Annotated in this window: 18 protein-coding genes; 9 read left to right on the top strand and 9 right to left on the bottom strand. The window is 73.0% G+C overall.

Annotated features, from left to right (window positions below):
• Window positions 1-90: 90 nt before the first annotated feature.
• Complete coding sequence (disA, locus tag ACPXCB_RS11980) at window positions 91-1,272, top strand: DNA integrity scanning diadenylate cyclase DisA (RefSeq protein WP_132239885.1); 1,182 nt, start codon at window positions 91-93, stop codon at window positions 1,270-1,272.
• A 60-nt stretch (window positions 1,273-1,332) separates the two neighbouring features.
• Here the strand turns inward: disA and ACPXCB_RS11975 are convergent, their stop codons facing one another.
• From ACPXCB_RS11975 to ACPXCB_RS11965, 3 genes are all read right to left on the bottom strand, one after another.
• A complete protein-coding gene (locus tag ACPXCB_RS11975; RefSeq protein ID WP_425874813.1) occupies window positions 1,333-2,055 on the bottom strand; it encodes a hypothetical protein in 723 nt (240 codons plus the stop codon).
• A gap of 148 nt (window positions 2,056-2,203) precedes the next feature.
• Window positions 2,204-2,788, bottom strand: coding sequence for a peptide deformylase (locus tag ACPXCB_RS11970; RefSeq protein WP_357578644.1), 585 nt, complete (start codon window positions 2,786-2,788; stop codon window positions 2,204-2,206).
• Window positions 2,785-3,297 (bottom strand): glycine cleavage system protein R, encoded by a 513-nt coding sequence (locus ACPXCB_RS11965; RefSeq protein ID WP_425874811.1) that lies wholly within the window; start codon window positions 3,295-3,297, stop codon window positions 2,785-2,787. The genes ACPXCB_RS11970 and ACPXCB_RS11965 overlap by 4 nt, the downstream gene beginning before the upstream one ends.
• 142 nt (window positions 3,298-3,439) lie before the next feature.
• On the opposite strand from ACPXCB_RS11965, the gene ACPXCB_RS11960 reads away from it, so the two are divergent.
• Entirely contained in the window at window positions 3,440-4,339 is a 900-nt protein-coding gene (locus ACPXCB_RS11960) for an A/G-specific adenine glycosylase (protein WP_425874810.1), read from the top strand.
• A 311-nt stretch (window positions 4,340-4,650) separates the two neighbouring features.
• Here ACPXCB_RS11960 and ACPXCB_RS11955 read toward each other — a convergent pair whose 3' ends face one another.
• The gene (locus ACPXCB_RS11955) at window positions 4,651-5,301 is read right to left on the bottom strand and encodes a C39 family peptidase (RefSeq protein ID WP_425874808.1); all 651 of its coding nucleotides are present in this window, start codon (window positions 5,299-5,301) and stop codon (window positions 4,651-4,653) included.
• A gap of 634 nt (window positions 5,302-5,935) precedes the next feature.
• On the opposite strand from ACPXCB_RS11955, the gene ACPXCB_RS11950 reads away from it, so the two are divergent.
• Window positions 5,936-6,484: an ArsC/Spx/MgsR family protein gene (locus tag ACPXCB_RS11950; RefSeq protein WP_425874806.1), complete on the top strand. Its 549-nt coding sequence runs from the start codon at window positions 5,936-5,938 to the stop codon at window positions 6,482-6,484.
• A 74-nt stretch (window positions 6,485-6,558) separates the two neighbouring features.
• Window positions 6,559-8,229, top strand: coding sequence for a right-handed parallel beta-helix repeat-containing protein (locus ACPXCB_RS11945; protein ID WP_425874804.1), 1,671 nt, complete (start codon window positions 6,559-6,561; stop codon window positions 8,227-8,229).
• A gap of 10 nt (window positions 8,230-8,239) precedes the next feature.
• Here ACPXCB_RS11945 and ACPXCB_RS11940 read toward each other — a convergent pair whose 3' ends face one another.
• Complete coding sequence (locus tag ACPXCB_RS11940) at window positions 8,240-8,422, bottom strand: hypothetical protein (RefSeq protein WP_425875028.1); 183 nt, start codon at window positions 8,420-8,422, stop codon at window positions 8,240-8,242.
• 19 nt (window positions 8,423-8,441) lie between these two features.
• On the opposite strand from ACPXCB_RS11940, the gene ACPXCB_RS11935 reads away from it, so the two are divergent.
• From ACPXCB_RS11935 to pulA, 5 genes are all read left to right on the top strand, one after another.
• Window positions 8,442-9,230, top strand: coding sequence for a hypothetical protein (locus ACPXCB_RS11935; protein ID WP_425874802.1), 789 nt, complete (start codon window positions 8,442-8,444; stop codon window positions 9,228-9,230).
• Between the two features lie 37 nt (window positions 9,231-9,267).
• Window positions 9,268-9,657 carry a hypothetical protein gene (locus ACPXCB_RS11930; RefSeq protein ID WP_425874801.1) on the top strand — a complete coding sequence of 130 codons (390 nt, stop codon included), beginning with the start codon at window positions 9,268-9,270 and terminating at the stop codon, window positions 9,655-9,657.
• Window positions 9,658-9,793: 136 nt separating this feature from the next.
• Complete coding sequence (locus ACPXCB_RS11925; RefSeq protein ID WP_425874799.1) at window positions 9,794-10,480, top strand: cellulose binding domain-containing protein; 687 nt, start codon at window positions 9,794-9,796, stop codon at window positions 10,478-10,480.
• A gap of 35 nt (window positions 10,481-10,515) precedes the next feature.
• Window positions 10,516-11,004 carry a GNAT family N-acetyltransferase gene (locus ACPXCB_RS11920; RefSeq protein ID WP_425874798.1) on the top strand — a complete coding sequence of 163 codons (489 nt, stop codon included), beginning with the start codon at window positions 10,516-10,518 and terminating at the stop codon, window positions 11,002-11,004.
• A gap of 136 nt (window positions 11,005-11,140) precedes the next feature.
• Window positions 11,141-16,633: a pullulanase-type alpha-1,6-glucosidase gene (pulA, locus tag ACPXCB_RS11915; RefSeq protein ID WP_425874796.1), complete on the top strand. Its 5,493-nt coding sequence runs from the start codon at window positions 11,141-11,143 to the stop codon at window positions 16,631-16,633.
• A gap of 100 nt (window positions 16,634-16,733) precedes the next feature.
• Here the strand turns inward: pulA and ACPXCB_RS11910 are convergent, their stop codons facing one another.
• The 4 genes from ACPXCB_RS11910 to ACPXCB_RS11895 form a co-directional block, all read right to left on the bottom strand.
• Complete coding sequence (locus ACPXCB_RS11910; RefSeq protein ID WP_425874795.1) at window positions 16,734-18,368, bottom strand: right-handed parallel beta-helix repeat-containing protein; 1,635 nt, start codon at window positions 18,366-18,368, stop codon at window positions 16,734-16,736.
• Window positions 18,369-18,734: 366 nt separating this feature from the next.
• Window positions 18,735-20,438, bottom strand: a complete 1,704-nt coding sequence (locus ACPXCB_RS11905) for a right-handed parallel beta-helix repeat-containing protein (RefSeq protein WP_425874793.1) — start codon at window positions 20,436-20,438, stop codon at window positions 18,735-18,737.
• Window positions 20,439-20,875: 437 nt separating this feature from the next.
• On the bottom strand, window positions 20,876-22,774 hold the full coding sequence (locus ACPXCB_RS11900) for a hypothetical protein (RefSeq protein WP_425874791.1): 1,899 nt from the start codon (window positions 22,772-22,774) through the stop codon (window positions 20,876-20,878).
• A gap of 271 nt (window positions 22,775-23,045) precedes the next feature.
• Window positions 23,046-24,551 carry an aminopeptidase P family protein gene (locus ACPXCB_RS11895; RefSeq protein ID WP_425874789.1) on the bottom strand — a complete coding sequence of 502 codons (1,506 nt, stop codon included), beginning with the start codon at window positions 24,549-24,551 and terminating at the stop codon, window positions 23,046-23,048.
• Between the last annotated feature and the right edge of the window lie 288 nt (window positions 24,552-24,839).

Genomic DNA, 24,839 nt, shown 5'->3' with positions numbered 1-24,839 from the left:
CCGGCCCACGGTCCGGGCGAGGTGGGGCATCGTGACACATCACAGTAACCACGACAGCACCCACCGCAGGGCAGTCCGTAGACTGTGTCCGTGCCGACCGACCGCGACACCGCCAAGCCTGCTGGCGCGACACCCCACGCCCGCACCGGCGCCGTGGGCTCCCCCGCCCGCGCGATCAGCGTGACCGTGACCGGCGGCGCCGGGGGCGCCGGTGACCCGTTGCGGGCGAACCTGGCCCTGATGGCCCCGGGCACCGCGCTGCGCGACGGCCTCGAGCGCATCCTGCGCGGCCGGACGGGCGCGTTGATCGTCCTCGGCTACGACAAGGTGGTCGAGGGTCTCTGCACCGGCGGGTTCCCGCTCGACGTCGAGTTCTCCGCCACCCGGGTGCGGGAGCTGTGCAAGATGGACGGCGCGGTCGTGCTCTCCAGCGACGGCACCCGCATCGTGCGGGCCGCCGTGCACCTGATGCCCGACCCCACCATCCCGACCGAGGAGTCCGGCACCCGGCACCGCACGGCGGAGCGGGTCGCCCGGCAGACGGGCTACCCGGTGATCTCGGTCAGCCAGTCGATGCGGATCATCAGCCTCTACGTCAACGGCCAGCGGCACGTGCTGGACGACTCGGCGGCCATCCTGTCCCGCGCCAACCAGGCCCTGGCCACGCTGGAGCGCTACAAGCTCCGGCTCGACGAGGTCTCCGGCACCCTCTCCGCCCTGGAGATCGAGGACCTGGTCACCGTACGGGACGCGGTCGCGGTGGTGCAGCGGCTGGAGATGGTCCGCCGGATCGCCGACGAGATCGCCGGCTACGTGGTGGAACTGGGCACCGACGGTCGGCTGCTCGCCCTCCAGCTCGACGAGCTGATGGCCGGCGTCGACGCCGACCGCACCCTGGTGATCCGGGACTACCTGCCGGCCGGCCGGAAGTCCCGCACCCTCGACGAGGCCCTGGTGGAGCTGGATCTGCTCGGCGCGACCGAGCTGATCGACCTGGTCGCGGTCGCCAAGGCCATCGGCTACCCGGCCGCGTCCGACGCCCTCGACGCGGCGGTCAGCCCGCGCGGGTTCCGGCTGCTGGCGAAGGTGCCCCGGCTGCCGGTCGCCGTGGTCGACCGCCTCGTCGTGCACTTCGGCAGTCTCCAGCGGCTGCTGGGTGCCACGGTCGAGGATCTCCAGGCCGTCGAGGGGGTCGGCGACGCACGCGCCCGGGGCGTCCGCGAGGGGCTGTCCCGCCTCGCCGAGGCGTCCATCCTCGAACGCTACGTCTGACCCGGTCCGTACGCCGGTCGTCGCCCGGACTGCCCGGCTGGCCGCCCGGCCCACCGATGGTCAGTCGGTGACGGTGAGCTTGACCGGCCCGCTGAGCTTCGTGCCGACCCGGGCGTAGACCTGGTAGGTGCCGGCCGGCGGGTTGGGGCCCGCCGCCACCCCGTTGGCGCACTTGGTGGTGTCGCGGCCGTTCCAGCCCACCTGGTAGGCGCGCTCGAAGCCCGGGGTGAAGGACTGCACGTCAGAACCCTGAGCGGTGCCGCACGTGTCGGACGACCAGATCTTCTCGGCCCCCGACTTGATGAACAGCTCCTGCACGGAGGCGCCGACATCGCGGCTGCACGTCCGCTCGGACCGATTCTTGATCTTGAGCTGGAGGTCCACCACGGCCCCCCGGACCACCGAGGCGGGCTGGGCCACCGGGGTCACCGTGATCTCGGCGTCCGTGCAGGCGCCGTCGCCGGCGGCCGGCACGACGGGCGCCACCGGCGGCGAGTCGGTGGTGACCGGCTCACCCGACGGGTCGTCGGCGTCAGGGCCATCCGCCGCACCCGGCGAGGGCCCCCCGGTCTGCGGGGCGAGCACCGAACCGGTGGGTTCCGGCGAGGCGCCGGACGACGTCGCGCCCGGAGTGGGCTGCGCGTCACCGCCCTTCTTCGCGTTCCGGTCCGATCCGGTGCACGAATAGAGCAGCACAATCAGGAAGAGAAGCCCCGCTCCGAGTACGACGGCGCGACGCCGCCAGTACACGGCGGGTGGCAGGGGGCCGACCGTCAGACGCATGATGCCCCCACCGTAGCGGCGCGGGGCACGTCAGCCCCGCACGACGCGCCGAGTCGCCCCCCGCTCACCGCACCGGCCCTCCACATGCGACGGCCCCGGCTGCCGACCGTGTCCCGCCGGCGACGCTGGGTCGCCGCGCCGCCGGCACTCAGAGGTACACCTTGCGCTGGTAGATGGCGTGGGCACCCGCGACCCGGTCCAGGAAGAGCAGGCCGGCGCAGTGGTCGATCTCGTGCTGGAGGGCCCGCGCCTCGAACCCGTCCGTCACCAGCCGTACGGGCCGGCCGGTGCCGGGCAGGACGCCCTCCACCACCAGCCGGCTCGCCCGCTTGACGTCCCCGGTCAGGTCGGGCACCGACATGCAGCCCTCACGCGCCACCTTCCACCGGCTCGCCTCGACGACCCGGGCGTTGCACAGCACGAAGGTGCCGTGCACGGTCAGCGCCTTCGGGTGGCCCGTCACGTCCACCGCGAAGACCTGCGCACCCACGCCCACCTGCGGGGCGGCCAGCCCCACGCAGCCCGGGGACACCCGCATGGTGGCGATCAGGTCGGCGGCCAGCCGTACCGTCTCCGCCGCCGTCGGATCCACCTCGCCGCCGGAGCGGCTGAGCACCTGCTCCGGCGCGGACACCACCGGTCGCACCTCCCCCGGTACGGCCAGGGACTCCGGGGTCCAGTCGCCGAGGCCGACGTACGCCTCGACCTCCGGTCCGCGCCCCGCGCCGGTCACAGCAGGTCCGGATCGGCCGGCCGGAGGGTCACCCCGACGCCCAACTCCTCGGCCGTCGCCGCCAGCCGTCCAGCCAGCCCGTCGGCCGTGCCGGGCGGCAACTCCACCTCGGCGACCACCACGTAGAGCGAGCCGGTGAGGCGGGTGCTCAGGTCGGTCACGTTGCCGCCGGCATCGGCGAGCACCCGGGTCATGGCCGCCACGATGCCCATCCGGTCCGCGCCGTGCACCGCCACCACGTACGGCTCGCCGGCGGGAGCCGTCTCGCCATCGGGGGTGACCGCGCGTACGGTGGCCAGCAGTTGGCCGTCGGCGGAGAGCGGCGCCAGCGCGGCCTCGACGTCGGCGGCGGCCGGGCCCACGCAGATCAGGGTCATCGCGAAGTGCCCCCGCAGCCGGGTCATGGTGCTGTCGGTGAGGTTCGCGCCGAGCCGGGCGAGCAGCTCGGCGACGTCGGCCACGATGCCCGGCCGGTCCCGGCCGATGACGGTGATCGCGAGCTCGTTCATCCGGGCATTCTGCCCGATCCGTCCGCCGCCGCAGCAGCGCCCCGCCCGGACCGCCCAGCCAGCGGGACGGTAGGGGCGCCCGTCGTGGCACCGTCGCCCGCGCCGCCCCGGCGGTGGGCCGCGTGACATCATCGGCGACGCGATGTCTGAGCCCACTTTCGCCACCCTGGTCAGCCGGTGGTACGAGGAGAACGCCCGCGACCTGCCATGGCGCGGACCCGACGTGAGCCCGTGGGCCATCCTGGTCAGCGAGGTCATGCTCCAGCAGACGCCGGTCGTACGCGTGCTCCCCGCCTGGGAGGCCTGGCTGGCGCGCTGGCCCGAGCCGGCCGCGCTGGCGGCGGACAGCCCCGCCGAGGCGATCCGGATGTGGGGGCGACTCGGCTATCCCCGTCGGGCGGTGCGGCTGCGCGACTGCGCGCTGGCGATCGTCGAGAGGCACGGCGGGCAGGTCCCCGACCGGCTGGACCAGTTGCTGGCGCTGCCGGGCGTCGGCACGTACACGGCCCGGGCGGTGGCCGCTTTCGCGTACGGTCAGCGGCACCCGGTGGTCGACACCAACGTGCGGCGGGTGGTCTGCCGGGCGATCGCCGGCGAACCGGACGCCGGCCCGGCGACCCGCCCTGCTGACCTCGTCGCCACCGAGGAACTGCTTCCCGTCGAACCGGCCGCCGCCGCCCTGGCCAGCGCGGCCTTCATGGAGCTGGGCGCGGTGGTGTGCGTCGCCAGGTCGCCCCGCTGCGGCGCCTGCCCTGTCGAATCGATCTGCGCCTGGCGCGCGTCCGGCCGCGAGGCGCCCGCGGGTCCGACCCGCCGCCCCCAGCGGTACGCCGGCACCGACCGCCAGGTACGCGGGCTGCTGCTCGGCGTACTGCGGGAGGCGACCGGGCCGGTGCCGCACCAGCGGCTCGACCAGGTGTGGGCCGACGACGTCCAGCGGTCCCGGGCGCTCGCCGGACTGGTGCGGGACGGTCTCGTGGAACCGGTCGGCGAGTCCTCGTTCCGCCTCGTCGGCGACGGGCCACCGGTCCCGGTGGGCTGATCCGGCACCGACACTGGGCGACGCTGCACGGCGCTGCACAGCCCGGCGCTGCGGGACGTGAATCGGCGCGGTCGGCGCGGTCGCTGGGCGACACGGCACTGCACGGCACTGCGCTGGGCGACGGGGGCGGCGTGGGCGCTGGGCGGCGCTGCGCTGCCCGGCGTGGGCGCGGGGAGGCGTGGGCGCTGGGAGGCGTGGGCGCTGGGAGGCGCCGGGTCGACGTGGGTCAGCCCCCGGGCGTGACGAAAGGGCCGGCCCCTTGTGGGGGCCGCCCTTGTCGTTGGCTGGTGCCGTTTTCGTGTCGGTGTGGGTCAGGCGGTGTAGCCGCGGGTGGCGATCCAGTCGGCGAGGTTGTCGACGCTGATCCGGTAGGAGGCCTGGTTGGGGTTGGCGGAGTCGGCGATGGTGACGGTGTTGCCGTTGTCGCGGTAGCCGACGACGCTGATGTAGTGCCCGCCTTCGAAGGAGTGGGTGGTGCCGTCGGTGTCGGTGGCGGTGCCGGCGATGTTGGCGACCACGGCGTGGCCTTCGTCGATGGCGGTGACGATGTCGGCGCGTAGCTTGTCGGTCTGCTTGTCGTCGGCCTTGGCGCCGGGGATCTCCACGGACTGGTAGGCGTCGGTGCCGGTTTCCTTGTTCAGGACGGGGGTGATGTCGTTGATGGAGTTGGTGCCGGCTTCGGTGGTGCCCATGCGCTGGGCCATGCCGTCGACGTCGATGTTCTTGCCCTGGACGCTGAGGGCGTTGCGGGCGGCGGCGGGGCCGCAGTAGTAGAAGTTGGGCTGTGCCTCGTAGCGCACGCCCAGCTCGCGCTCGCCACCCTTGCGGTCCTGAGCGACGGTGGTGGGCTTGGCCTCGGCGGGGGCGGCGAAGGCGGTGGTGACGGGGCCGGCGATGGCGCCGCCGGTGAAGGCGAGCCCGGCAGCGGTCAGGGCGGTCTTACGCAGGATGTCGGTACGCATGATGGCAGCACCTTTCGATCGGGGGTACGCGACACACACCGCGGGGGACGGGTGGCGTCACGGGCTGAGGAAAGGTCGAACCAGGTACGCCCTCGACGAGGGGGTGGGGCGCGTCCGGGGGGATGTAACGACACGGGCCCGGCCGGCATTCCGACCGGCGACCCCCGGCCATCCCGCAGGGCTCGGGGGTCCAGGGCCCCGGGGTTACGCGCTCACGGTGGTTACAACGACCCGGGCCCCCGACCCATGCCCACCGGGCGCGTGACCGGAGCCACCACAAAACGTCTACAACCGGACAAGGGTGTCGAACGCGCTGCACCGGATCGCCTTCCTGGCCGGACGCCGACCCCAAACCCAGACAGCGACCCCGAACACGTGATCAGGACGCCATGGACCTCACGGTGGCCGGATGACGTCCATGGCGTCCTGATCACCTTGCGCTCGCACTTGTTGGTGGAGGGTTCCAGCCGACGGGGCACAGGTCAGCCCGGATGACATCCGGCTTGGAGCGATGTCTGATTCGGGGGCGATGTCCGTCCTGATCACGTCGGCTGAGCGCGCGGAGCAGCGGGTCACGGGGACGCGCGCGGGAGCGGGCGGGCTCGTACGTCACCTCAGGGGGACGCTTGCGACGATGACGGGTATGGAGATCTGGAACAACCCGTCGTGCTCGAAGTGCGCCGCCGCCCGGACCGCGCTCGACGAGGCTGGGGTCGGCTACGCGCTGCGCCCGTACCTGGACCGGCCGCCGAGCGCGGCGGAGCTGGCCGAGGTGCTGCGCCGGCTCGACGCGCGTCCCTGGGACGTCTGCCGCACCCAGGAGCCCGCCGCGGTGGCCCTCGGCATGGCCGACTGGCCGCGGGACGAGGCGGCCGAGCCGCGCTGGATCGAGGCGATGGTGGCCGCCCCCGAGTTGATCCAGCGGCCCCTGCTGCTGCTCGACGACGGGAGCGCGCTCGTGGGGCGTACCGCCGGGGCGCTGGCGGAGGCGCTGCGCCGCACCGGCGCGACGCCCGGCACCGGCGCGACGCCCGGCACCGGCGCGGACCCGGGACTCGCGACGCCCGGCACCGGCGCGACGGCCGGCACCGGCGCGGAGCCGGGACCCGCGACGCCCGGCAGCGGCGTGGAGCCAGGCCCTGCGGCGACCGCGCCGGCGGACCCGCCGCACCCGGCCGGGTAACGCGTTTCCGGGCGGGTGCGGCGGGAATGCGCCGCTCGCGGGCGAACGACCGGACGCCGCAGAGGAGGGGTCGGATGCCGCACCAGAGCCTGTCCACCGCCGCGAAGCGGCTCACCCCCGTCGCCGGCGCGCCCCTGTGGTGCGACGCGCGGGAGTTCGGGCTGCGCGGCGACGGCGTGACGAACGACCAGCCGGCGCTGTCGGCGCTGGTCGACCGCCTCGGCGAGGGCTACGCCGCCGACGGGCGGGCCCGGGTCATCCACTGTCCGCCGGGGATCTACTCGATCCGGGACGCCGGGACGGTCTGGCGCAGCGGGGTGTCGCTGATCGGCGCGGGCCCGGGGGCGACGCGGTTCCTGCTCAGCAACGAGGGGAACCGGGCGGACCCCACGCCGTTGGCCTTCTGGACCACCGTGCAGCACGGCGCGAGCCGCGACCGGCACATCGCCGACTGCACCTTCGCGGACTTCGAGATCGACGGCTCCGGCGTGGCGATGGTCGAGTACAACTACCTCGCCAAGGGGCTGGGCCTCCAGTACGTGGTGCGCGGCGTCTTCCGCAACCTCTACATCCACCACACCGGCGCCACCGGACTCGGCTGCGACTTCCTCCAGGACAGCCTGATCGACGGGGTGGTCGTGGTCGGTTGCGGGCGGCTGGACAACGGCGAGGAGATGGGCGGCGCGGGCATCGGCGTCGGCATCGGCGGCTGGGGCGACGTGGAGCGCCTCACGATCGCCAACTGCACCGCCGTCGGCAACGGCACCAACGGGATCTTCCTCGAACTGCAGAAGGACTACTGGACGCCGCCGCGCGGCTACCGCATCATCGGCTGCCACAGCCAGGCGAACCGCTTCGGCATCTCCGACTGGGGCGCCGACGGCCTGATCGTCTCCGCCTGCACGCTGACCGGCAACCTGGAGGCGGGCTTCGACGTCTCCGGCAACGGTACGGCCGGCGTGTCCGGCCGGGGCGGCATCATCAGCGACTGCGTCGTCGACCGCAACGTCCGCGACGGGATCAGCATGGGCAACACGCCCGGCCCGTACACCGTGCGCGGGAACCGGATCAGCGCCAATGGCGAGTACGGCTACCACGAGCACGACCTGGGGCACGGCTACCGGGGCGTGGCGGCGGGCGTGGTCGTCGACGGCAACGACTTCTGGGACAACGGCCTGGACGCGATCCGGATCGACCGGCCGATGACCGACGTCGTCGTGGTGAACAACCGGATCCGCAACAACGGCCGCCGGTGCGCCCCGGCCGCCACCGGCGCGGGCGAGTCGGTGCGCTACCACCACCGCTCCGTCACCGACCTGTCGGCCCACTGGCCGCACGACGGGCACCGGGGCAAGGTGGTGCGGGTCGGGTCACGCATGGCGGTGGTGATGTCCAACACCGACACCGACCTCGCCCTCGCCGAGGTGCGGGCGGATTCCCCCACCGGCTGGAACGAGGACACGCCGCCGCCCGGGGCGGCGTACGAACTGCCGGCGGCACCGCCGATCCGGGCCGGCATCACCGTCAACGCGCCGTTCGACTCCGCCACGGTGCGCGGCAACCGGATCTGGGACCACCGCGACGAGCAGACCCAGACCTACGGGCTCTGGATCACCCCGGCCGGCAGCTGCGTGTCCTGCCGGATCGAGGACAACGACCTCGCCGGCAACGCCGTCGGGGCGGTGCGGCTCGACACCCCGCCGGTCGGCGGTCGCTGGGACCGCAACCACCACGAGGTGGACTGACGCCGGAGGCTCAGCGCGCGTCGTCGGCGGGGGCCGTCGCCTCCGCGTGCCGGTCGCGCAGCCGGTCCCGGATCTCCTCCGGGGTGTACGCCCGACGCCGCCGTTCCGCCCGGGCGATGACCACGCCCGACGCCGCGACGCCGGCCAGGCCGGCCAGCCCGAGGACCTTCCACCACCGCATCCGTTGCCGCATCGGCCTAGGGTAGACCCCCATGAGCATCAGCCTGGACGAGGCCGTGGACCTGACCCGTACCGGCGACGTGTGGGTGTTCCGGGGCCGCAGCGTGCCGGACCGGGCCATCCAGTTGACCACCAACAGCCCGGTCAACCACGTCGGCATGGCGGTCGTGCTGGACGACATGCCGCCCCTGATGTGGCACGCCGAGCTGGGCAGGTCGCTGCCCGACATGTGGACGGGCACCCACCAGCGCGGCGTGCAGCTGCACGACCTGCGCGACGCGGTCTGCGTCTGGGCCAACCGGTACGGCCAACGGGCCTGGCTGCGCCAGCTCGACCCGCCGGCCGACGCGGAGATGGAGAAGGCCGTGCTGCGCACCGTCGCGCGCCTGGACGGCACCCCGTTCCCGTCCACCGCCCAGCTCGCCTGGCGCTGGCTGCGGGGCCGGGTCCCGGCGGTGCGGCTGCCGGCGCTGCCGGGCCGGGCGGGGGACCGCGAGGCCGCGCCGGCGCCCGACCGCACCGCGCCGACCGTGCCCGACCGCACCGCGCCGACCGCGCCCGATCGCACCGCGCCGACCGTGCCCGATCGCACCGCGCCGACCGTGCCCGATCGCACCGGCATCGCCGTGCGCGACGGTGCACTGGAGACGGCCTACTGCGCGGAGGTGGTCGCGGTGACCTACGAGGCGATGGGATTGCTGCCCGCCGGGCGGCGTCCCAACTGGTACGACCCGGGCCGGTTCTGGAGCGGCGACGACCTCGGTCTCGCGGGCGGCGCCCGGCTCGGGGCGGAGATCGAGGTGCGCATCCCGCCGCGCTGAGGTTTGGCCCGCCGTCCGGCCGGCAATTGCTGTCCTCGTGAGAGCCCCCACCGATCTGGACACGCTGACCGACTTCTTCGACCGGTACGGCGTGGCGCTGACCACCGGCGACGTGCCCGCCATCGCCGGCTGCTACGCCCTGCCCGGGATGGTGGTCGCCGACACGTACAGCTTCTCGTTCACCTCGCCGGCGGCGGTGGCACTGTCCTTCGTGGGCGCGGCCCCCGACTACCAGGAGCGCGAGCTGGTCGCGGCGCACGCGACCATCGAGGACGTGCTTCCGGTGTCGGCGCTGCTGACCATGGTCGCCGTGGAGTGGGAGTTCCTGGACAGCCAGGGCCGGGCGGTCCCCGGCGAGCGCTACCGCTACGTGCTGCGCTCCACCGACGACGGCCCGCTCATCTGCACGGTGCTGCGGACCGCCTGACCGCCGGCCGTACCCGCGGCACCCTCCGACGGGCGGCAGCCCCCGCCCACGCGGTGCCGTACGCGCCGCGTGCGCACGGTCGCACCATGTCGCCACGGACCGCTACGCTGCCCCGGAGGACCGCGGGAGGAGAAGCATGTCCGGCACGCGCCGAACATCGAGCAAGTCCTACGGCATGACCGCCATCGCGTCCTCGCCGTGGATCGTGGTGTCCGTCGGCGTCGCGGTGATGGTGGTCCTGCTGGCCATCGCGCTCGGCGCCTACCGGGGGCGCGGCCCCGCGTTCGACGCGCAGCCCGGCCCGCCGCTGCCGACCGTCGGCCTGGCCGACCCGGAACCGTCGGCGGCCAGCCCGACGGTCACACGCTCGCCGCGGGCGACGGCCACGCAGTCCGGCCGCTCCACCAGCCGGCCCACCGCGACCCGGTCCACGCCCGCCCGCAGCAGCGCCCCGCCGTCGCCGACCCCCAGCGGGAGCGAGGAGACGGCGCTGGTCGCGCCGCCGTCGGTGTCCCCGCTGACGGGCCGGTACCGGGTGGTGGAGTCGTACGCGGACGGGTTCGTCGGGGAGGTGCTGGTCGGCAACACCTCGTCGGCCGGTCGGGAGTGGACGACGCGGCTGACCTTCCCGGGAGCGCGGCTGGGCGGCGCGTGGATCGAGGGCGCGCCACAGGGGACGGCGCAGCGGATCGACGACGGCTTCACCTACCGCAGCGGCGGCGACCTGCCCGGGGGCGCGTCGGTCACGCTGCGCTTCTACGTCCAGGGCACGCAGAGCCGCCCGACGAGCTGCACGGTCGACGGCGTCTCCTGCCGCCTCTGATCGACGCCACGCCGTCGGTCACCTAGGGTGCCGCCATGGCGCTCACCCTCCGCCCGCTCACGCTCGACGACACCGACGCCGTGCACGACTGGGCGCGTCTGCCCGAGTCGTGCCGCTACCAGGCGTGGGGGCCCAACACCTACGAGCAGACGCAGGCGTACGTGCGGGCCGCCGTGGCGGCGCCTGCGGACCGGATGGTGTTCGGGGTGCTCGTCGACGGCGAGGTCGTGGGCAGCGCCGAGCTGAAGCTGCACGGCCCGAGCACCGGCGAGATCGCGTACGCGATCCATCCACGGCGGTGGGGGCAGGGCATCGCCACGGCCACGGCGCGGGAACTGTTGCGACTGGGCTTCGACCGGCACGGGCGCCATCGCATCTTCGCCACGTGCGACCCGCGCAACCTCGCCTCGGCGGCGGTGCTGCGCAGGATCGGGATGCGGTACGAGGGCCGGATGCGGGGCACCGCCCTCATCCGCGACGGCTGGCGCGACTCGGACCTGTACGCCGTCCTCGCCGACGACTGAGCCCTGGGCACAGGCTCGCTGCGGAGGGCCGTCATTGCAAGCGGGCTGTCATGTTACGACTTTGTTTGCAAGGTATTGCAGAACGTTTCGGCAAGAGCTAGCGTGCGGGCCAGCCAGCGACCAGAGGAAGGCGTCGATGAAACCCCCGCCGATACCGCGCAAGGCCCTGCTCGCCCTCGTCTCCCTGCTCACCCTCACCCTCGTCGGCACCCCGCTGGCCGTCCGCCAGCTGGGCGCCGACACCCCCGACGACACCGGCCCGCTGGTCACCACCGGCGCCGCGCAGTGGCGCACCGAACCCTCGGCGGAGGCGCTGCTCGCCGCCGGCAGCCGCCAGGCCCGCGCCGAGCAGTTCTACTTCGTCCTGCCGGACCGGTTCGCCAACGGCGACCGCCGCAACGACGCCGGGGGCCTCACCGGGGGCCGCCTCTCCACCGGCCTCGACCCGAAGGACAAGGGCTTCTACCACGGCGGCGACCTCAAGGGCGTCATGGACCGGCTCGACTACATCGAGGGGCTCGGCACCACGGCCATCTGGCTCGCGCCCATCTTCAAGAACCGCCCGGTGCAGGGCACCGGAGCCGACGCCTCCGCCGGCTACCACGGCTACTGGATCACCGACTTCACCCAGGTCGACCCGCACTTCGGCACCAGGGAGGACCTGAAGCGGCTGGTGGCGCTCGCGCACCGGCGGGGCATCAAGGTCTACCTCGACGTCATCGTCAACCACACCGCGGACGTCATCAAGTACGCCGAGGACAAGTACACCTACGTGGACAAGGCGACCTCGCCGTACACCGACGCGCAGGGGCGCCCCTTCGAGGACCGCAACTACGCCGACGGCAGCCGGGGCTTCCCGAAGGTGGACAGCACGTCGTTCCCGTACACCCCGACGTTCGAGACCCCGGCCGACGCAAAGGTCAAGGTCCCGGCGTGGCTGAACGACCCGACGATGTACCACAACCGGGGCGACTCCACCTTCGCCGGGGAGAACAGCGAGTACGGCGACTTCTTCGGCCTCGACGACCTGTGGACCGAGCGCCCCGAGGTGGTGCGCGGCCTGACCAAGGTCTACTCCGACTGGATCGCGTCCACCGGCGTCGACGGCTTCCGGCTGGACACCGTGAAGCACGCCAACCTCGACTTCTGGCCGCAGTTCAGCCAGGGCGTCGAGCGCGTCGCCGCGCGCGCCGGCAAGAAGGACTTCTTCATGTTCGGCGAGGTCTACAGCGCCGACCCGGAGATCACCTCGACGTACGTGCGGCGCGGCGGCCTGCCGGCCACCCTCGACTTCGCCTTCCAGGAGGCGGCGCGCGGCTACACCGCCGGCGACGGCCCCGCGAAGGCCCTCGCCGACGTGTACGCCCGCGACGACCTCTACCGCGCCCGGGACACCGACGCGCGCCGGCTGACCACTTTCCTCGGCAACCACGACATGGGCCGGATCGGCTCGTTCATCGCCGGCGGCGGCACCGACCCGGCCACCCACCTGCGCCGCGACCGGCTCGCCCACGAGCTGATGTTCCTCACCCGCGGCCAGCCCGTCGTCTACTCCGGCGACGAGCAGGGCTTCACGGGCCCGGGCGGCGACAAGGACGCCCGGCAGGACATGTTCGCGTCGAAGACCCCCGACTACCTCGACGACGACCTGCTCGGCACCGATCGCACCCACGCCAGCGACCAGTTCGACCGCGCCCACCCGCTCTACCGGGCCATCGCGGAGCTGGGCGCGCTGCGCCAGGCGCACCCGGCGCTGCGCGACGGCGTGCAGGTCGGCCGGTACGCCGCCGACGGCCCCGGCGTCTTCGCGTTCTCCCGGATCGACCCGAAGCAGCGCACCGAGTACGTCGTCGCGGTGAACAACGCCGCGACCGCGCAGACTGTCACCGTGGACACGTGGTCGGCCGGCGCCACCTTCACCGGCGTGTACGGCGCATCGTCCGCCCCGGTCGCCGGCGCGGACGGCAAGCTCACGCTGACCGTGCCGCCGCTGTCGGCCGTGGTGCACCGCGCCGGCACGCCGATCGCGTCGCCCGACGCCGCGCCGAAGATCACGATCACCGCCCCGGCGCCCGGCGCGCCCGTCGCCACGAAGGCCGCCGTCACCGCGCAGGTCACCGGCGATCCGCTGGCCACCGTCACCGTCGCCGCCCGGGTCGCCGGCGGCAGGTGGACGCTGCTCGGCAGCGCCGAGACGGCCCCGTACACGGTGCACCACGACCTGACCGGGCTGGCCGGCGGCACGAAGGTCGAGTACAAGGCCGTCGTCCGCGACGGCAAGGGCCGCACCGCGACCGCCCGGTCCACCGCGACCGTGGGCACGCCGGCGCAGTCCGCCTCCCGCGACTGGGCCGTGGTGCACTACCAGCGCCCGGCCGGCGGCTACGACGACTGGGGCCTGTACGCCTGGGGCGACATCGACCCGGCGTACGCGACCGAGTGGCCCAAGGGGCAGCCGTTCGCCGGCGAGGACTCCTACGGCCGGTTCGCCTGGGTGAAGCTCAAGCCGGGCGCGAAGTCGGTCGGCTTCGTGGTGGTCGACAAGTCCGGGAAGAAGGACGTGGAACAGGACCGGACGATCGACGTGACGAAGACCGGCGAGGTCTGGGTCAAGCAGGGTGACCCGGCGACCTACCCGAGCCGGCAGGCCGCCACCGGCGAACCCGACCCGCCGGTGGCCGACGGCACCGCCCTCATCCACTACCGCCGCGCCGACGGCAACTACGACGGCTGGGGCCTGCACCTGTGGGACGGCGCCGCCAACCCGACGGACTGGGCCGCCCCGCTCGCCCCGGCCCGGATCGACGCCTTCGGCGCGGTCTTCCGGGTGCCGCTGGCCGCCGGGGCGACCGGGCTGAGCTACATCATCCACCGCGGCGACGAGAAGGACCTGCCGACCGACCAGCGGCTCGACTTCGCCGACGCCGGACGCGAGGTGTGGCTGCTCGCCGGCACGCCCGGCCGGCTGCTGCCGTCCACCGCGTCCGCCACCGGCCCGGACGTCGACATCACGAAGCAGAAGGCGCACTGGATCGACCGCTCGACCGTCGCCTGGCAGACCGGGCCCACCGACGGCAGGACGTACGCCCTGGTCGCCGCCCCGGCCGGCGGGGTCACCGTCGCCGACGGCGAGCTGGTCGGGACGTACCGCACGCTGCCGTTGACCGCGCAGCGCAACGGGCTCACCGAGGCCCAGCGCGCGGACTTCCCGCACCTGTGGGCGCACGGTGCCCTCACGCTCGACCGGCGGGACCTGGCGAAGGTCCCGGCGGCCCTGCGCGGGCAGCTCCTGGTGACCGAGCGGGACGCGGCGGGCACCCTGCTCGCCGCGACCGGCGTGCAGATCCCCGGCGTGCTCGACGACGTCTACGCCCGGGCGACCGACGCGCGGCTCGGGCCGACGTTCGCCGGCGGGGTGCCGACGCTGGCCGTTTGGGCGCCCACCGCCCGCACGGTCTCGCTCCAGCTCTTCGACTCGCCGACCGCGACGCCGCGGACCGTCGCGATGCGCCGCGACGACCGCACCGGCGTCTGGTCCGTGCGTGGCGCCCGCGACTGGACCGGCAGGTACTACCGGTACCAGGTCCAGGCGTGGCAGCCGGCGACGCAGAAGATGGTCGACGCCGCCGTGACCGACCCGTACTCGCTGGCGCTGGCGCCGGACTCCACGCACAGCCAGATCGTGGACCTCGCCGACCCGGCGCTCGCGCCGGCCGGATGGGCGTCGCTGCGCAAGCCGGCGGCGGTGCCGTCGACCAAGGTGCAGATCTCCGAGCTGTCGGTGCGGGACTTCTCGATCGCCGACGGCACCGTGCCGGCCGAGCGGCGGGGCACGTACCTCGCCTTCACCGACCCGGGCACCGCCGGCATGAAGCACCTGAAGGCGCTCGGCGACGCCGGGGTCACCCACCTGCACCTGCTGCCCGCGTTCGACTTCGCCACGATCCCCGAGCGCCGCGCCGACCAGCGGCAGCCGGCCTGCGACCTGGCCGCGCTGCCGCCGGACTCCGAGCAGCAGCAGAAGTGCGTCGCGGCGGTCGCCGACACCGACGGCTACAACTGGGGGTACGACCCGCTGCACTACACCGTGCCGGAGGGCGGCTACGCCGTCGACCCGGCCGGGGCGAAGCGCACCACCGAGTTCCGGCGGATGGTCGCCGGCGTCAACGGCGCCGGGCTGCGCGTGGTGATGGACGTCGTCTACAACCACACCTCGGCGGCGGGCGCCGACCCGAAGTCGGTACTCGACCAGATCGTGCCCGGCTACTACCACCGGTTGCTGGACGACGGCGCCGTCGCCAACTCGACCTGCTGCGCCAACACCGCCCCCGAGCACGCCATGATGGGCAAGCTCGTGGTGGACTCCCTGGTCACCTGGGCCCGGGCGTACAAGGTGGACGGCTTCCGGTTCGACCTGATGGGCCACCACCCGAAGGCGAACATCCTGGCCGTGCGCAAGGCGCTCGACGAGCTGACCGTCGGCCGCGACGGCGTGGACGGGAAGAAGATCCTGCTCTACGGCGAGGGCTGGAACTTCGGCGAGGTCGCCGACGACGCCCGGTTCACGCAGGCCACCCAGGCCAACATGGCCGGCACCGGGATCGGCACGTTCAACGACCGGCTGCGCGACGCCGTACGCGGCGGCGGGCCGTTCGACGCCAACCCGCGGGTGCAGGGCTTCGCCTCCGGCCTGTTCACCGACCCCAACGGTGACGACGTGAACGGGTCCACGGCCGAGCAGCGGGCCCGGCTGCTGCGCCAGCACGACCTGATCAAGGTGGGGCTCACCGGCAACCTGCGCGGCTACCGCTTCACCGACTCGGCGGGCCGGCAGGTGACCGGCGCGCAGGTCGACTACAACGGCTCGCCCGCCGGCTACACCGCCGCGCCGGGGGAGGCGGTCACCTACGTCGACGCGCACGACAACGAGATCCTGTACGACGCGCTGGCGTACAAGCTGCCGCGGGACACCTCGGCGGCGGACCGGGCCCGGATGCAGGTGCTGGCGCTGGGCACGGTGGTGATGGGCCAGGGGCCCGGATTCGTCACCACGGGCACCGAGCGGCTGCGCTCGAAGTCGCTGGACCGCAACTCGTACAACTCGGGGGACTGGTTCAACCAGATCCGCTGGGACTGCGCCCAGGGCAACGGGTTCGGCGCCGGCCTGCCGCCCGAGCAGGACAACCGGGACAAGTGGCCGTACGCCAAGCCGCTGCTGGCCGACCCGGCGCTGGTGCCGGACTGCGCGGCGATCGACCTGGCCGACGCTCGCTACGCCGAGCTGCTGAGGATCCGGGCCTCCTCGCCGGTCTTCGGGCTGACCACGGCGGAGCAGGTGCAGAAGCGGGTCGCCTTCCCGCTCTCCGGCGCGGGGGAGACCCCCGGTGTGCTCACCATGACGCTGGACGGTCGGGGCCTTGACGGGCGGTGGAAGTCGGTGACGGTGGTCTTCAACGCCACGCCGGAGACGGCGCGGCAGCGGCTGACCGGGCTGCGCGGGGCGGACGTGGCGCTGCACCCGGTGCTGCGGGCCTCGGCGGACGAGTCGCTGCGGACGGCCTCGTTCGACCGGGCCAGTGGCACGTTCACCGTGCCGGCCCGCAGCGTGGCGGTCTTCGTGCAGCAGTAGCCCGCGACGTGGACCGGCCCCCTTCCGCGAGGCGGAAGGGGGCCGGTTCGGCGTTCGGTGTCCGGAGCGGCCGGAGGGGCCGCCCGTCAGCCGAGGGCGATCAGCCGAAGCAGTTCTCCACGGGGGAGGGGCTGCCCAGGCAGTTCGTCGGCTTGTTGCCCTTGATCGCGGACTTGTCGTCCACGTTCACCTCGCCGCCGAAGTTGAACACCCCGCCCGGCCGGAACCTGGAGACGTTGTCCGCCACCTTCGTGTCGTGCAGGTTGACCCGGCCGAAGACGTTGAAGATGCCGCCGCCGGTGCCGATCGGCCCGACGGCCTGGTTCCCGACGATCTCGCTGTCGCGGAACGTGACCTCGCTGGCGAAGTTGAACACGCCGCCGCCGAAGAAGGCCGCGAAGTTCTCCTTGACCTCGGTCTTCTCCGCCGTGACGTGGGCGCCGAAGGCCAGGGCCAGGCCGCCGCCGACACCGGCGGTGGTGTTCTTGGCGATCGTCACCTTGTGCAGGTGCAGCTGGCTGTCGTCCGCCGCAGCGATGCCGCCGCCCGCGATCAGCGCGGTGTTGTCGAGGATCCTGGAGTACTTGATGGTGGTGTTGCCCTCGATGTCGAGCAGGCCACCGCCGAAGCCGATCGTGTGGTTGTTGCTGATGTCGGTCTTGTCGATCCAGACGGTTCCGCCGTCGACGTCGTCGCGGAAGATGCCCGGGGCGCCGTTGGCGATGCCGCCGCCGCCGATCCCGGCCTTGTTGTACTTGACGTGGGACTCCTCGACCTTGAGCACCCCGGCGTTCAGGATGCCGCCGCCGAAGAAGAAGGCGGTGTTGTCGGCGACCGTGGTGTGGCGCAGGCTGATCTTGCCGAAGTTGGCGATGCCGCCGCCGCTGCCGCCGGCCTGGTTCTCGACGATGTGGCTCTTCTCGATGTCGGCGGAGCCGCCCGGCTGCACCAGGATGCCGGCGCCGTCGTTGGCCTCCGGCTCCTCCAGCACGCTGGCGCCGGCCTTGGCCGCCGCGGCCTTCGCCGCCGCGGCACCCTTCGGCTCGGCCTGGAGCAGCGGCAGGTACGGCTTGCCGGCCTTGGCCGCCTCGGTGGCCTCGACCGAGTTCGAGTACCGCGACCACACCGTCTCCGCCGAGACCGTCTCCGCCATCTTCCGCTCGAGGGTCTGGCCGTTCTTGATGGTCAGGCCCTTGAGGGTGAGGTGGCCGCCGCTGCCGACGTTGAAGATGCGGAACTGCTCGGCGGTGGCGTCCCGCACGATCTTGGTGTCGTGGCCCTTGAGCGTGATGGGCTGCTCGATCACCGGCAGGCCGTTGCCGTAGTAGTCGTGCCGGGTCAAGGTGTACGTGCAGTCCTTGGCCAGCTCGAACACGCCGCCGTGGTTGGCGTTGGCGTACACGATCGCCTGGATCAGCTTGTCGGAGTCGCAGGGCACCTCCTTCCCGCGATCCTTGTGGTCCTTGTCCCGGTCCCGGCCCTCGCCTTCGCGGCCTTCCTCGCCCTCGCGGCCCTCCTTCTCGCGGTCCGCGTCCTGGTCGCCATCCATGCTGACCTGAGCGGTGGCCCACTTCAGGCCGTCCGCACCTACCGCGCCGGCGCCGGTGGCCACGCCCACGGCGGCGAGGCTGACCACGCCGGTCAACCCGGCCACACCACTGGCGAGCCAGAGCTTGCGGCGACGCTTGGGCGCCGCCGGCTGCTCGGAGTCGTTGTTCGTTAGGTAGTTGGACATCGGAGCTCTCTGCCCTCTCCTCGTACCAGACAGGGTCGCAGCGCCACAGGCGAGCGTCCCCTGCTACAAATCGGTTGTAGCTCCCGAACTAGACAATATGAGAATCTTCCTCGCCTCGCGGCCATATGCGAAATAACCCCGCATTAGGTTCGGAGTGCCCCCTGCCCGGTGCGGACGGCCCGCGCCGGCCCATCCACCGCAGCGACGCCGGTAGGGGAGTCCGCAGGAGAACGGGTGCTCCCGGCGCGGAACAGCCCGTTCGGCGGAAGAACGGCCACGAGGGGGCCGGAAGGTGAGAGGGCTCCTCCGGCCGCCGGGGCGGCTCGTGGAGGAGCCCTCTCTCTATGTGGTGTCGCTCTCGGGTGTTCAGGCGAAGCAGCGGTCGGGGATGACCGTGCTGCCCTTGCAGTTCGTCGGCCGGTTGTCCTTAACGGCGGACTTCCGGTCGATGAGGACGCCGTCGTTGTTGGTGAAGATGCCACCCGGCGGCGCGGTGGCGACGTTGTGGACCACCTTCGTGCTGACCAGCTTCGTCCGGCCGAAGTCGTTCAGGATGCCGCCGCCCACCCCGTACTCGCCGACCGCCTGGTTGCCCAGCACCTCGCTGTCCCGCAGCGTGACGGTGCCTTCGTCGTTGTACAGGCCCCCGCCGCCCCCGCCTGCGGCGACGTTCTCCTTGATCACGCTGTGCTCGATCACGGCGTTGCTGCCTCCGCCGACGCCGACGCCGCCGGCCTCTCCGCCCGCGTAGTTCCTGGCGACCACGACCTTCTCCAGGGACAGCCTGCCGTCGCTGAAGGTGACCAGCCCGCCCGCGTCCGTGCCGGCGGTGTTGTCCGTGATCTCGCTCTGCGTGAGCACGATGTCGCCCCGGTTGTCGAAGACGCCACCGCCGATGAACGAGGTCCGGTTGTGGCTGATGCTGCTCTTCCACACCCAGACGGTGCCGCCGCCCACCGTCGTGCCGTTCGGGGTCGTGCCGTTGGCGATGCCGCCGCCGCCCAGCCGGGCGCTGTTCTTCGACACCGTGGACTCCTCGACCCGCAGCACCCCGACGTTGAAGATGCCGCCGCCGAAGCCGCTGGCGCTGTTCTCCTCGACCGCGGTGTGGCGCAGGTTGGTGGTGCCGAAGTTGGCGATGCCGCCGCCGTTCCAGCCGGCGTGGTTCTGCACGATCCTGCTGTGCTCGAGGTCGGCACGACCGCCCCGCTGGACCAGGACGCCCGCTCCGTCGGCGCCGGCGGGCGCGGCCGTCACGGTGCCGTCCGGCCGGGCCGTCGCGACGGCGCCGGAGCGATCCGTCGGAGCGGCCGGCAGTTCGGAGGTGGCGGTGGCCGGCCGCGTGGGCGCCGTCATCGCCGGTCGGGGGGCCGGTTCCGCCGGTTCCGCCGCGCCCTCCGTGCGCCCAAACGAGCTGACCGGTGCCGGGACGGTCTTCGCGGCGACGGTCTGCCCACCCGTGACGGTCACGTCTCTCAGCGTCAGGTGGCCGCCGCTACCGACGTTCAGGATCCGGAAGCGCTCGGCCTCGGCCGCCCTGACGATCCTGGTGTCCTCGCCCTTGAGGACGATCGACTCCTTGATCACGGGCAGGCCGTTGCCGTGCTCGCTGCGCGTCAGCTCGTACGTGCAGTGCCTGGCGAGTTTCAGCGTCGCGCCGTCGGTCCTGTTGGCGTGGGTGATCGCCTGGATCAGCCTGTCGGTGTCGCAGGGCACCTCCGTCACCCGACCGTCGTGTTCGCGGTCCTTGTCGCCGCTCCAGTCGCCACCCGACCAGTCGTTCTCGCCCTCGGCGGCGGGGTTGCCGCCGGCCTCGTCGTCGGCCTTGCCAGCGTCGTCGTCGGCTCTGCCAGCGTCGCTGACGTTCTGCTTCGGGGCCGACGCCTGGGCGTCGGAGAGCCGCTCGGAGTCGCCGGACTTGTCGTCGCGGGCGGCCAGGCCGCCCAGCGCCGCCAGGCCGACGACGCCGGTCAGTCCGGCCACCCCGGCAGCCAGCCAGAGTTTGCGCCGCCCTCGCATCGGTGTGCCCACGGGCGGGCCACCGTCAGGTCTCGTTACGTCATCGGACATCAGAGCCTTCCGCCCTTTCCTGCTCTCACGGGGACCGCACCACGCAAGACGGTGCGATCAGCCACAAATAGGGTTTGACCCTCTGCGGACCACCGTATGAGAACGATTCTCGCGATGGTGCGTTATCCGAGTAATCCACACATTCGCCTCACGTCGGCTGTCGCTCCGCAGCGGGCCGCTACCGGGTAGGGAAGCCACCTGGGCAGCACAAACACCCGCGGGTGCGCCGGATTGGCGACACCTCAGCGAATGCGCCCCCGCCTGCTGACCGGCGGCCGGCGCCACCAGGAGGGGCCCGCGCGTGAAGTCCCGGTGCGGCCCGGCCACCACCAGGACAAGGCCGTACGCGAAGCTCCGGCGCGGCCCGGGGCAGGCCGTCGTGACGACCCTCCCCGGGCGGCGCCGGAACGCGCGGTGGAGCGCTGGCTGTCCCCCGCTCAGCCGAAGCAGTTCGGAACAGGGGTCGGGCTGCCCTCGCAGTTCGTGGGCTTGTTCCGGATGATCACCGTCTCGTCGTCGACGGTGACTCCGTCGTTGTCCGTGGAGACGCCACCCGGCGCGAGGAGCGACGAGTTGTCGGTGATCCGTGACCTGATCACGGAGATCCTTCCGCCCTGGTTGTAGACCCCGCCCGCGACCTGCAGGTCCACGGCGACCCGGTTCCGGTCGACCTCGCTGTGGAAGATGACCACCTGGCCGCTGTCGTTGGCGATTCCGCCGCCGTTGCCCCGGGTCACGTTCTCGTTGACCTTGCTGTTCGAGATCGACAGTCCGCCGAAGACCGCGGCGAGGTTCGCGATGCCGCCGCCGTCACCGTCGGCGGTGTTGCCGCGTACGGTGCTGTGCTGCACGTACATCGTCCCCGCGTTGCGGATGCCGCCGCCGCTCGCACCGCTCTGGTTGCCGAACACGTGGCTGCGCTTGACGGTCATGGCGACGTTGGGGTTGCCGCCGCTCTGGATGCCGCCGCCCGAGCCCACGGCGGTGTTGTGCGAGATCGTGGTGTCGGTGACGACGGCGGAGGCGACGTTCTCCAGTCCGCCGCCGGTGTCGCCGCTCTGGTTGTGGCTCACCCGGACGTCCTCCAGGAAGAGCTGGCCGACGTTGCGGATCCCGCCGCCGCTGCCCACGGCGGTGTTGTCGGTGATCTCGCTGCCGTGCCCGCCGGCCTCGCGGTCGTCGCCCCTGTCGTCCTGCTCGTTGTCCCGGCCGGGGCTGCCCGCGTCCCGGGCGGCCGAGGCGCCGCCAGCGGCTCCCGCCGTGGCCCCGTCCCCGGCGACCGCCTTGCCGTCGGCGTCCAGCCCGGCGGGGGCTTTGGTGTCGGTGCCGTCGGTGTTGAGGCCGCCGGGGGCTTTGGTGTCCAGGCCGGCGGGGGCCTTCGTGTCCGTGCCCGCGGGATCCGTGGGCCCGGCGGGGGCTTCGGCGCCGGTGCTCGGGGCGGTGCGGCCGTCGGTCGACGGGGCTGTCCCGTCGGTGCCGCTGAGGTCGCCCGGGGTGGTGTCGTCGTGCCCCGTGTCGGCCGCGTTCTTCTCGCCGCCGGCGGGCTCCTTGCCCTTGCCGTCGGGGCCGGTGGCGCGCGTGGACAGGATCCGGGTGACGCCGAAGTTCGTGACGCCACCGCCAGCGCTGCTGCTCTGGTTTCCGGTGATGCGGCTGTCGAGGATGGTCGCCCTGCCGCCCGCCTGCACCAGGAGGCCACCGCCGCCCAGCCCGGGCTGGGCGAACCCGCCCTTGACCGTGAGGTCGTGCAGGGTCAGGTCGCCGCCGACCCCCACGTTGAAGATCCGGAAGGCGGCGGCGTTCGTGGCGCGGAGGACGGTGGCGTTCTCGCCCTTGATGGTCACCGGTCTGACGATCTCTGGCAGGCCGTTCCCGTCCCGGCTCAGCGTCAGCAGGTACGTGCAGTCGCGCGCGAGCTTGAGCGTCCCACCGTGACCGGCGTTCACCCGGTTGAGTTCGACGATCAGTCTGTCGGTGTCGCAGGGGACGTCCGTGACGTCCTGCTCCTTGTCGTTGCGTCCCTTCTCGTCCGGTCCCTTGCCGTCCGCTGCGGGGTCCTGTCCGCCGGAATTCATGCTGGCGGCCGCGGCGTCCACCCGGTCGTCCGGGCCCAGCGGTGCCTCAGCCTGCGCGGCCGCCTCGGTGAGCTGCCGGCCGGCCACGTTCCCGAGGCTGCCCGTCGCGGCTGCGCCCGGCAGCGTGACGACCCCGCTGGCCGCGAGGCCGACCGCGCCGGTCAGGCCGGCCACTCCGGTGGCGACCCACAGGACGCGCCGCTTCCGGCGACGCCCGGTCGGGCCCCCTGCCCCGGTTGCTTCGGACTGATTGGTTGACATGTGCTCTCACCCACATCTTTCGTATCCAACGGGCATGCACCGCCTTAGGAGGCGTAACCAGCCCTGAATCGGTTAGAAAGGTTCGGTGTCAACATAAGTGAACGGTCTTCGCGATGAGGATGAAAGTGAGAGATCCGCGCTTTCCGGGCGGTAAGCGACCGGATCCCGACGCAGCTCCGCGCGGCGGCAACGGCACCGTCGGGGGCCGGACGGCGAACAGCCCGGCCGCGACGGGGGTCGCGCCGGGCTGCGGCGAGGATGCGGGGTGTGGTCAGTCCGGCAGTCGCGGACCCGCCTCGCGCTGCTCGGCCAGCCAGGTCTCCACCTCGTCGGCGGCGCGCGGCAGCCCGGCGGAGAGGTTCACCGCGCCGGTCGCGGTGACCAGGATGTCGTCCTCGATCCGGATGCCGATCCCGCGCAGCTCCTCGGGAACCAGCTCGTCCTCCGGCTGGAAGTAGAGCCCGGGCTCGACGGTGAGCACGTAGCCCTCGCCCAGCGTGCCGTCCCGGTACTTCTCCTTGCGGGCGTTCGCGCAGTCGTGCACGTCGATGCCGAGCATGTGGCTGGTGCCGTGCAGCGTCCAGCGCCGGTAGACCGTCGACCGCCCGTCCATGGCCTCGTCGACGCCCACGGGCAGCAGACCCAGGTCGGACAGCGCCTGGGCGAGCACCCGCATCGACGCCAGGTGGACCTCCCGGAACGCCACGCCGGGGCGGATGGCGTCGATGCCGGCCTGCTGTGCGGCGTGCACGGCGTCGTAGACCTGGCGCTGGAGCGGGCTGAACCGGCCGTCGACCGGCAGCACCCGCGTGACGTCGGCGGTGTAGAGGTTGCGGTTCTCCACACCCATGTCCATCAGCAGCAGCTCGCCCGGCCGGGTGGCGCCGTGGTTGTGCACCCAGTGCAGGATCGTGGCGTGCTCGCCCGCGCCGACGATCGAGCCGTAGCCGACGTCGTTGCCGTCGTGCCGGGCGCGCAGCGCGAAGATCCCCTCCAGCAGCCGCTCCGACACGCCCCGGTCCGCCGGCAGTGCCCGGGCCACGTCCTCGAATCCCCGGACGGTCGCGTCGACCGCGTCCTGGAGCTGGGCGATCTCCCACTCGTCCTTGACCAGCTTCAGCTCCGAGATGGCGATCGCCAGCTCCCGGTCGCGGGCCGGCTGGCCCTCGGCGCGGTGGCCGTCGTACGGGCGCACAGCCGTGTCCACCCGTGCGTCGAAGCCGCGCAGCACCCGGGTACGCCCCGGTGCCAGGTCGGCCAGCGTCGCGTCCAGCTCGGTCAGGTCCGCCGTGGGCAGGCCCAGCTCGGCCGACTTCTCGGCCAGGGTGTGCCGCCGGCCCACCCACAGCTCGCCGTGCCGGCTGCGGAAGAACTCATCGGTCCGCCGCGACGACCGGGGCCGCATGTAGAGGGTGGCGTCGTGGCCCGACCCGTTGGGCCGCAGCACGAGCACCCCGTCCGGGTCGTGGTCACCGGTCAGGTAGGCGAAGTCGCTGCCCGGCCGGAAGGGATGGCCGGTGTCGTTGGCACGTACCTTCTCGCGGCCGGTGGGGATCACCAGGGTCTCGCCCGGGAAGGCCGCCGAGAGCGCGGCCCGTCGCCTGGCGTGGTTGGGCACCTCGGGCCGCGGGCCGACCGGCAGGGTGGCGTCCCGCCAGCCCTGCCGCATGAACGCCAGGAACGCCTCGGGGAAGTCCGGGTCGTGCGACCCGGTGCCGTCCGCCGGCCTGCTGTCGGTACGTCCCTCGGTCACGCTCCGCTCCCTCCGCCTCCCCATCGTCGCAGGTCAGGCGGTACCGCGTGGCGCGGCGGACGGATCGCGCCGGGACGGGCGGTGACCGGCGAGCCGGGCGGTGGGCGAGTGGGTCGCACGACGCTGTCGAGCTGAGTCGTTCGCGACATCGGGGATTGCCCGAATCGTCTACGACATCAGCTCGACAGCCTCCCGCACGCGCATCCGGTCGGCAGCGACCCGGAACCCGTGGAACATGCGGGCCGGGCAGCCTCGCGGCGTGGAGCCCAGCGGTGCCGCGACGCCCGCTCGGGCCGCGTGGAAAGATGGCGA

It is taken from the genome of Micromonospora sp. DT62, assembly GCF_049847285.1.
GTDB lineage: Bacteria > Actinomycetota > Actinomycetes > Mycobacteriales > Micromonosporaceae > Micromonospora > Micromonospora reichwaldensis.
This window is presented reverse-complemented; position numbering and strand designations above follow the sequence as displayed.

Excerpts from the sequence above, each read along its gene's own strand:
- ACPXCB_RS11975 (WP_425874813.1), bottom strand. The coding sequence starts at position 2,055 with ATGCGTCTGACGGTCGGCCCCCTGCCACCCGCCGTGTACTGGCGGCGT.
- ACPXCB_RS11965 (WP_425874811.1), bottom strand. The coding sequence starts at position 3,297 with ATGAACGAGCTCGCGATCACCGTCATCGGCCGGGACCGGCCGGGCATC.
- ACPXCB_RS11960 (WP_425874810.1), top strand. The coding sequence starts at position 3,440 with ATGTCTGAGCCCACTTTCGCCACCCTGGTCAGCCGGTGGTACGAGGAG.
- ACPXCB_RS11955 (WP_425874808.1), bottom strand. The coding sequence starts at position 5,301 with ATGCGTACCGACATCCTGCGTAAGACCGCCCTGACCGCTGCCGGGCTC.
- ACPXCB_RS11950 (WP_425874806.1), top strand. The coding sequence starts at position 5,936 with ATGACGGGTATGGAGATCTGGAACAACCCGTCGTGCTCGAAGTGCGCC.
- ACPXCB_RS11945 (WP_425874804.1), top strand. The coding sequence starts at position 6,559 with ATGCCGCACCAGAGCCTGTCCACCGCCGCGAAGCGGCTCACCCCCGTC.
- ACPXCB_RS11940 (WP_425875028.1), bottom strand. The coding sequence starts at position 8,422 with ATGCGGCAACGGATGCGGTGGTGGAAGGTCCTCGGGCTGGCCGGCCTG.
- ACPXCB_RS11935 (WP_425874802.1), top strand. The coding sequence starts at position 8,442 with ATGAGCATCAGCCTGGACGAGGCCGTGGACCTGACCCGTACCGGCGAC.
- ACPXCB_RS11925 (WP_425874799.1), top strand. The coding sequence starts at position 9,794 with ATGTCCGGCACGCGCCGAACATCGAGCAAGTCCTACGGCATGACCGCC.
- ACPXCB_RS11920 (WP_425874798.1), top strand. The coding sequence starts at position 10,516 with ATGGCGCTCACCCTCCGCCCGCTCACGCTCGACGACACCGACGCCGTG.
- pulA (WP_425874796.1), top strand. The coding sequence starts at position 11,141 with ATGAAACCCCCGCCGATACCGCGCAAGGCCCTGCTCGCCCTCGTCTCC.
- ACPXCB_RS11910 (WP_425874795.1), bottom strand. The coding sequence starts at position 18,368 with ATGTCCAACTACCTAACGAACAACGACTCCGAGCAGCCGGCGGCGCCC.
- ACPXCB_RS11905 (WP_425874793.1), bottom strand. The coding sequence starts at position 20,438 with ATGTCCGATGACGTAACGAGACCTGACGGTGGCCCGCCCGTGGGCACA.
- ACPXCB_RS11900 (WP_425874791.1), bottom strand. The coding sequence starts at position 22,774 with ATGTCAACCAATCAGTCCGAAGCAACCGGGGCAGGGGGCCCGACCGGG.
- ACPXCB_RS11895 (WP_425874789.1), bottom strand. The coding sequence starts at position 24,551 with ATGGGGAGGCGGAGGGAGCGGAGCGTGACCGAGGGACGTACCGACAGC.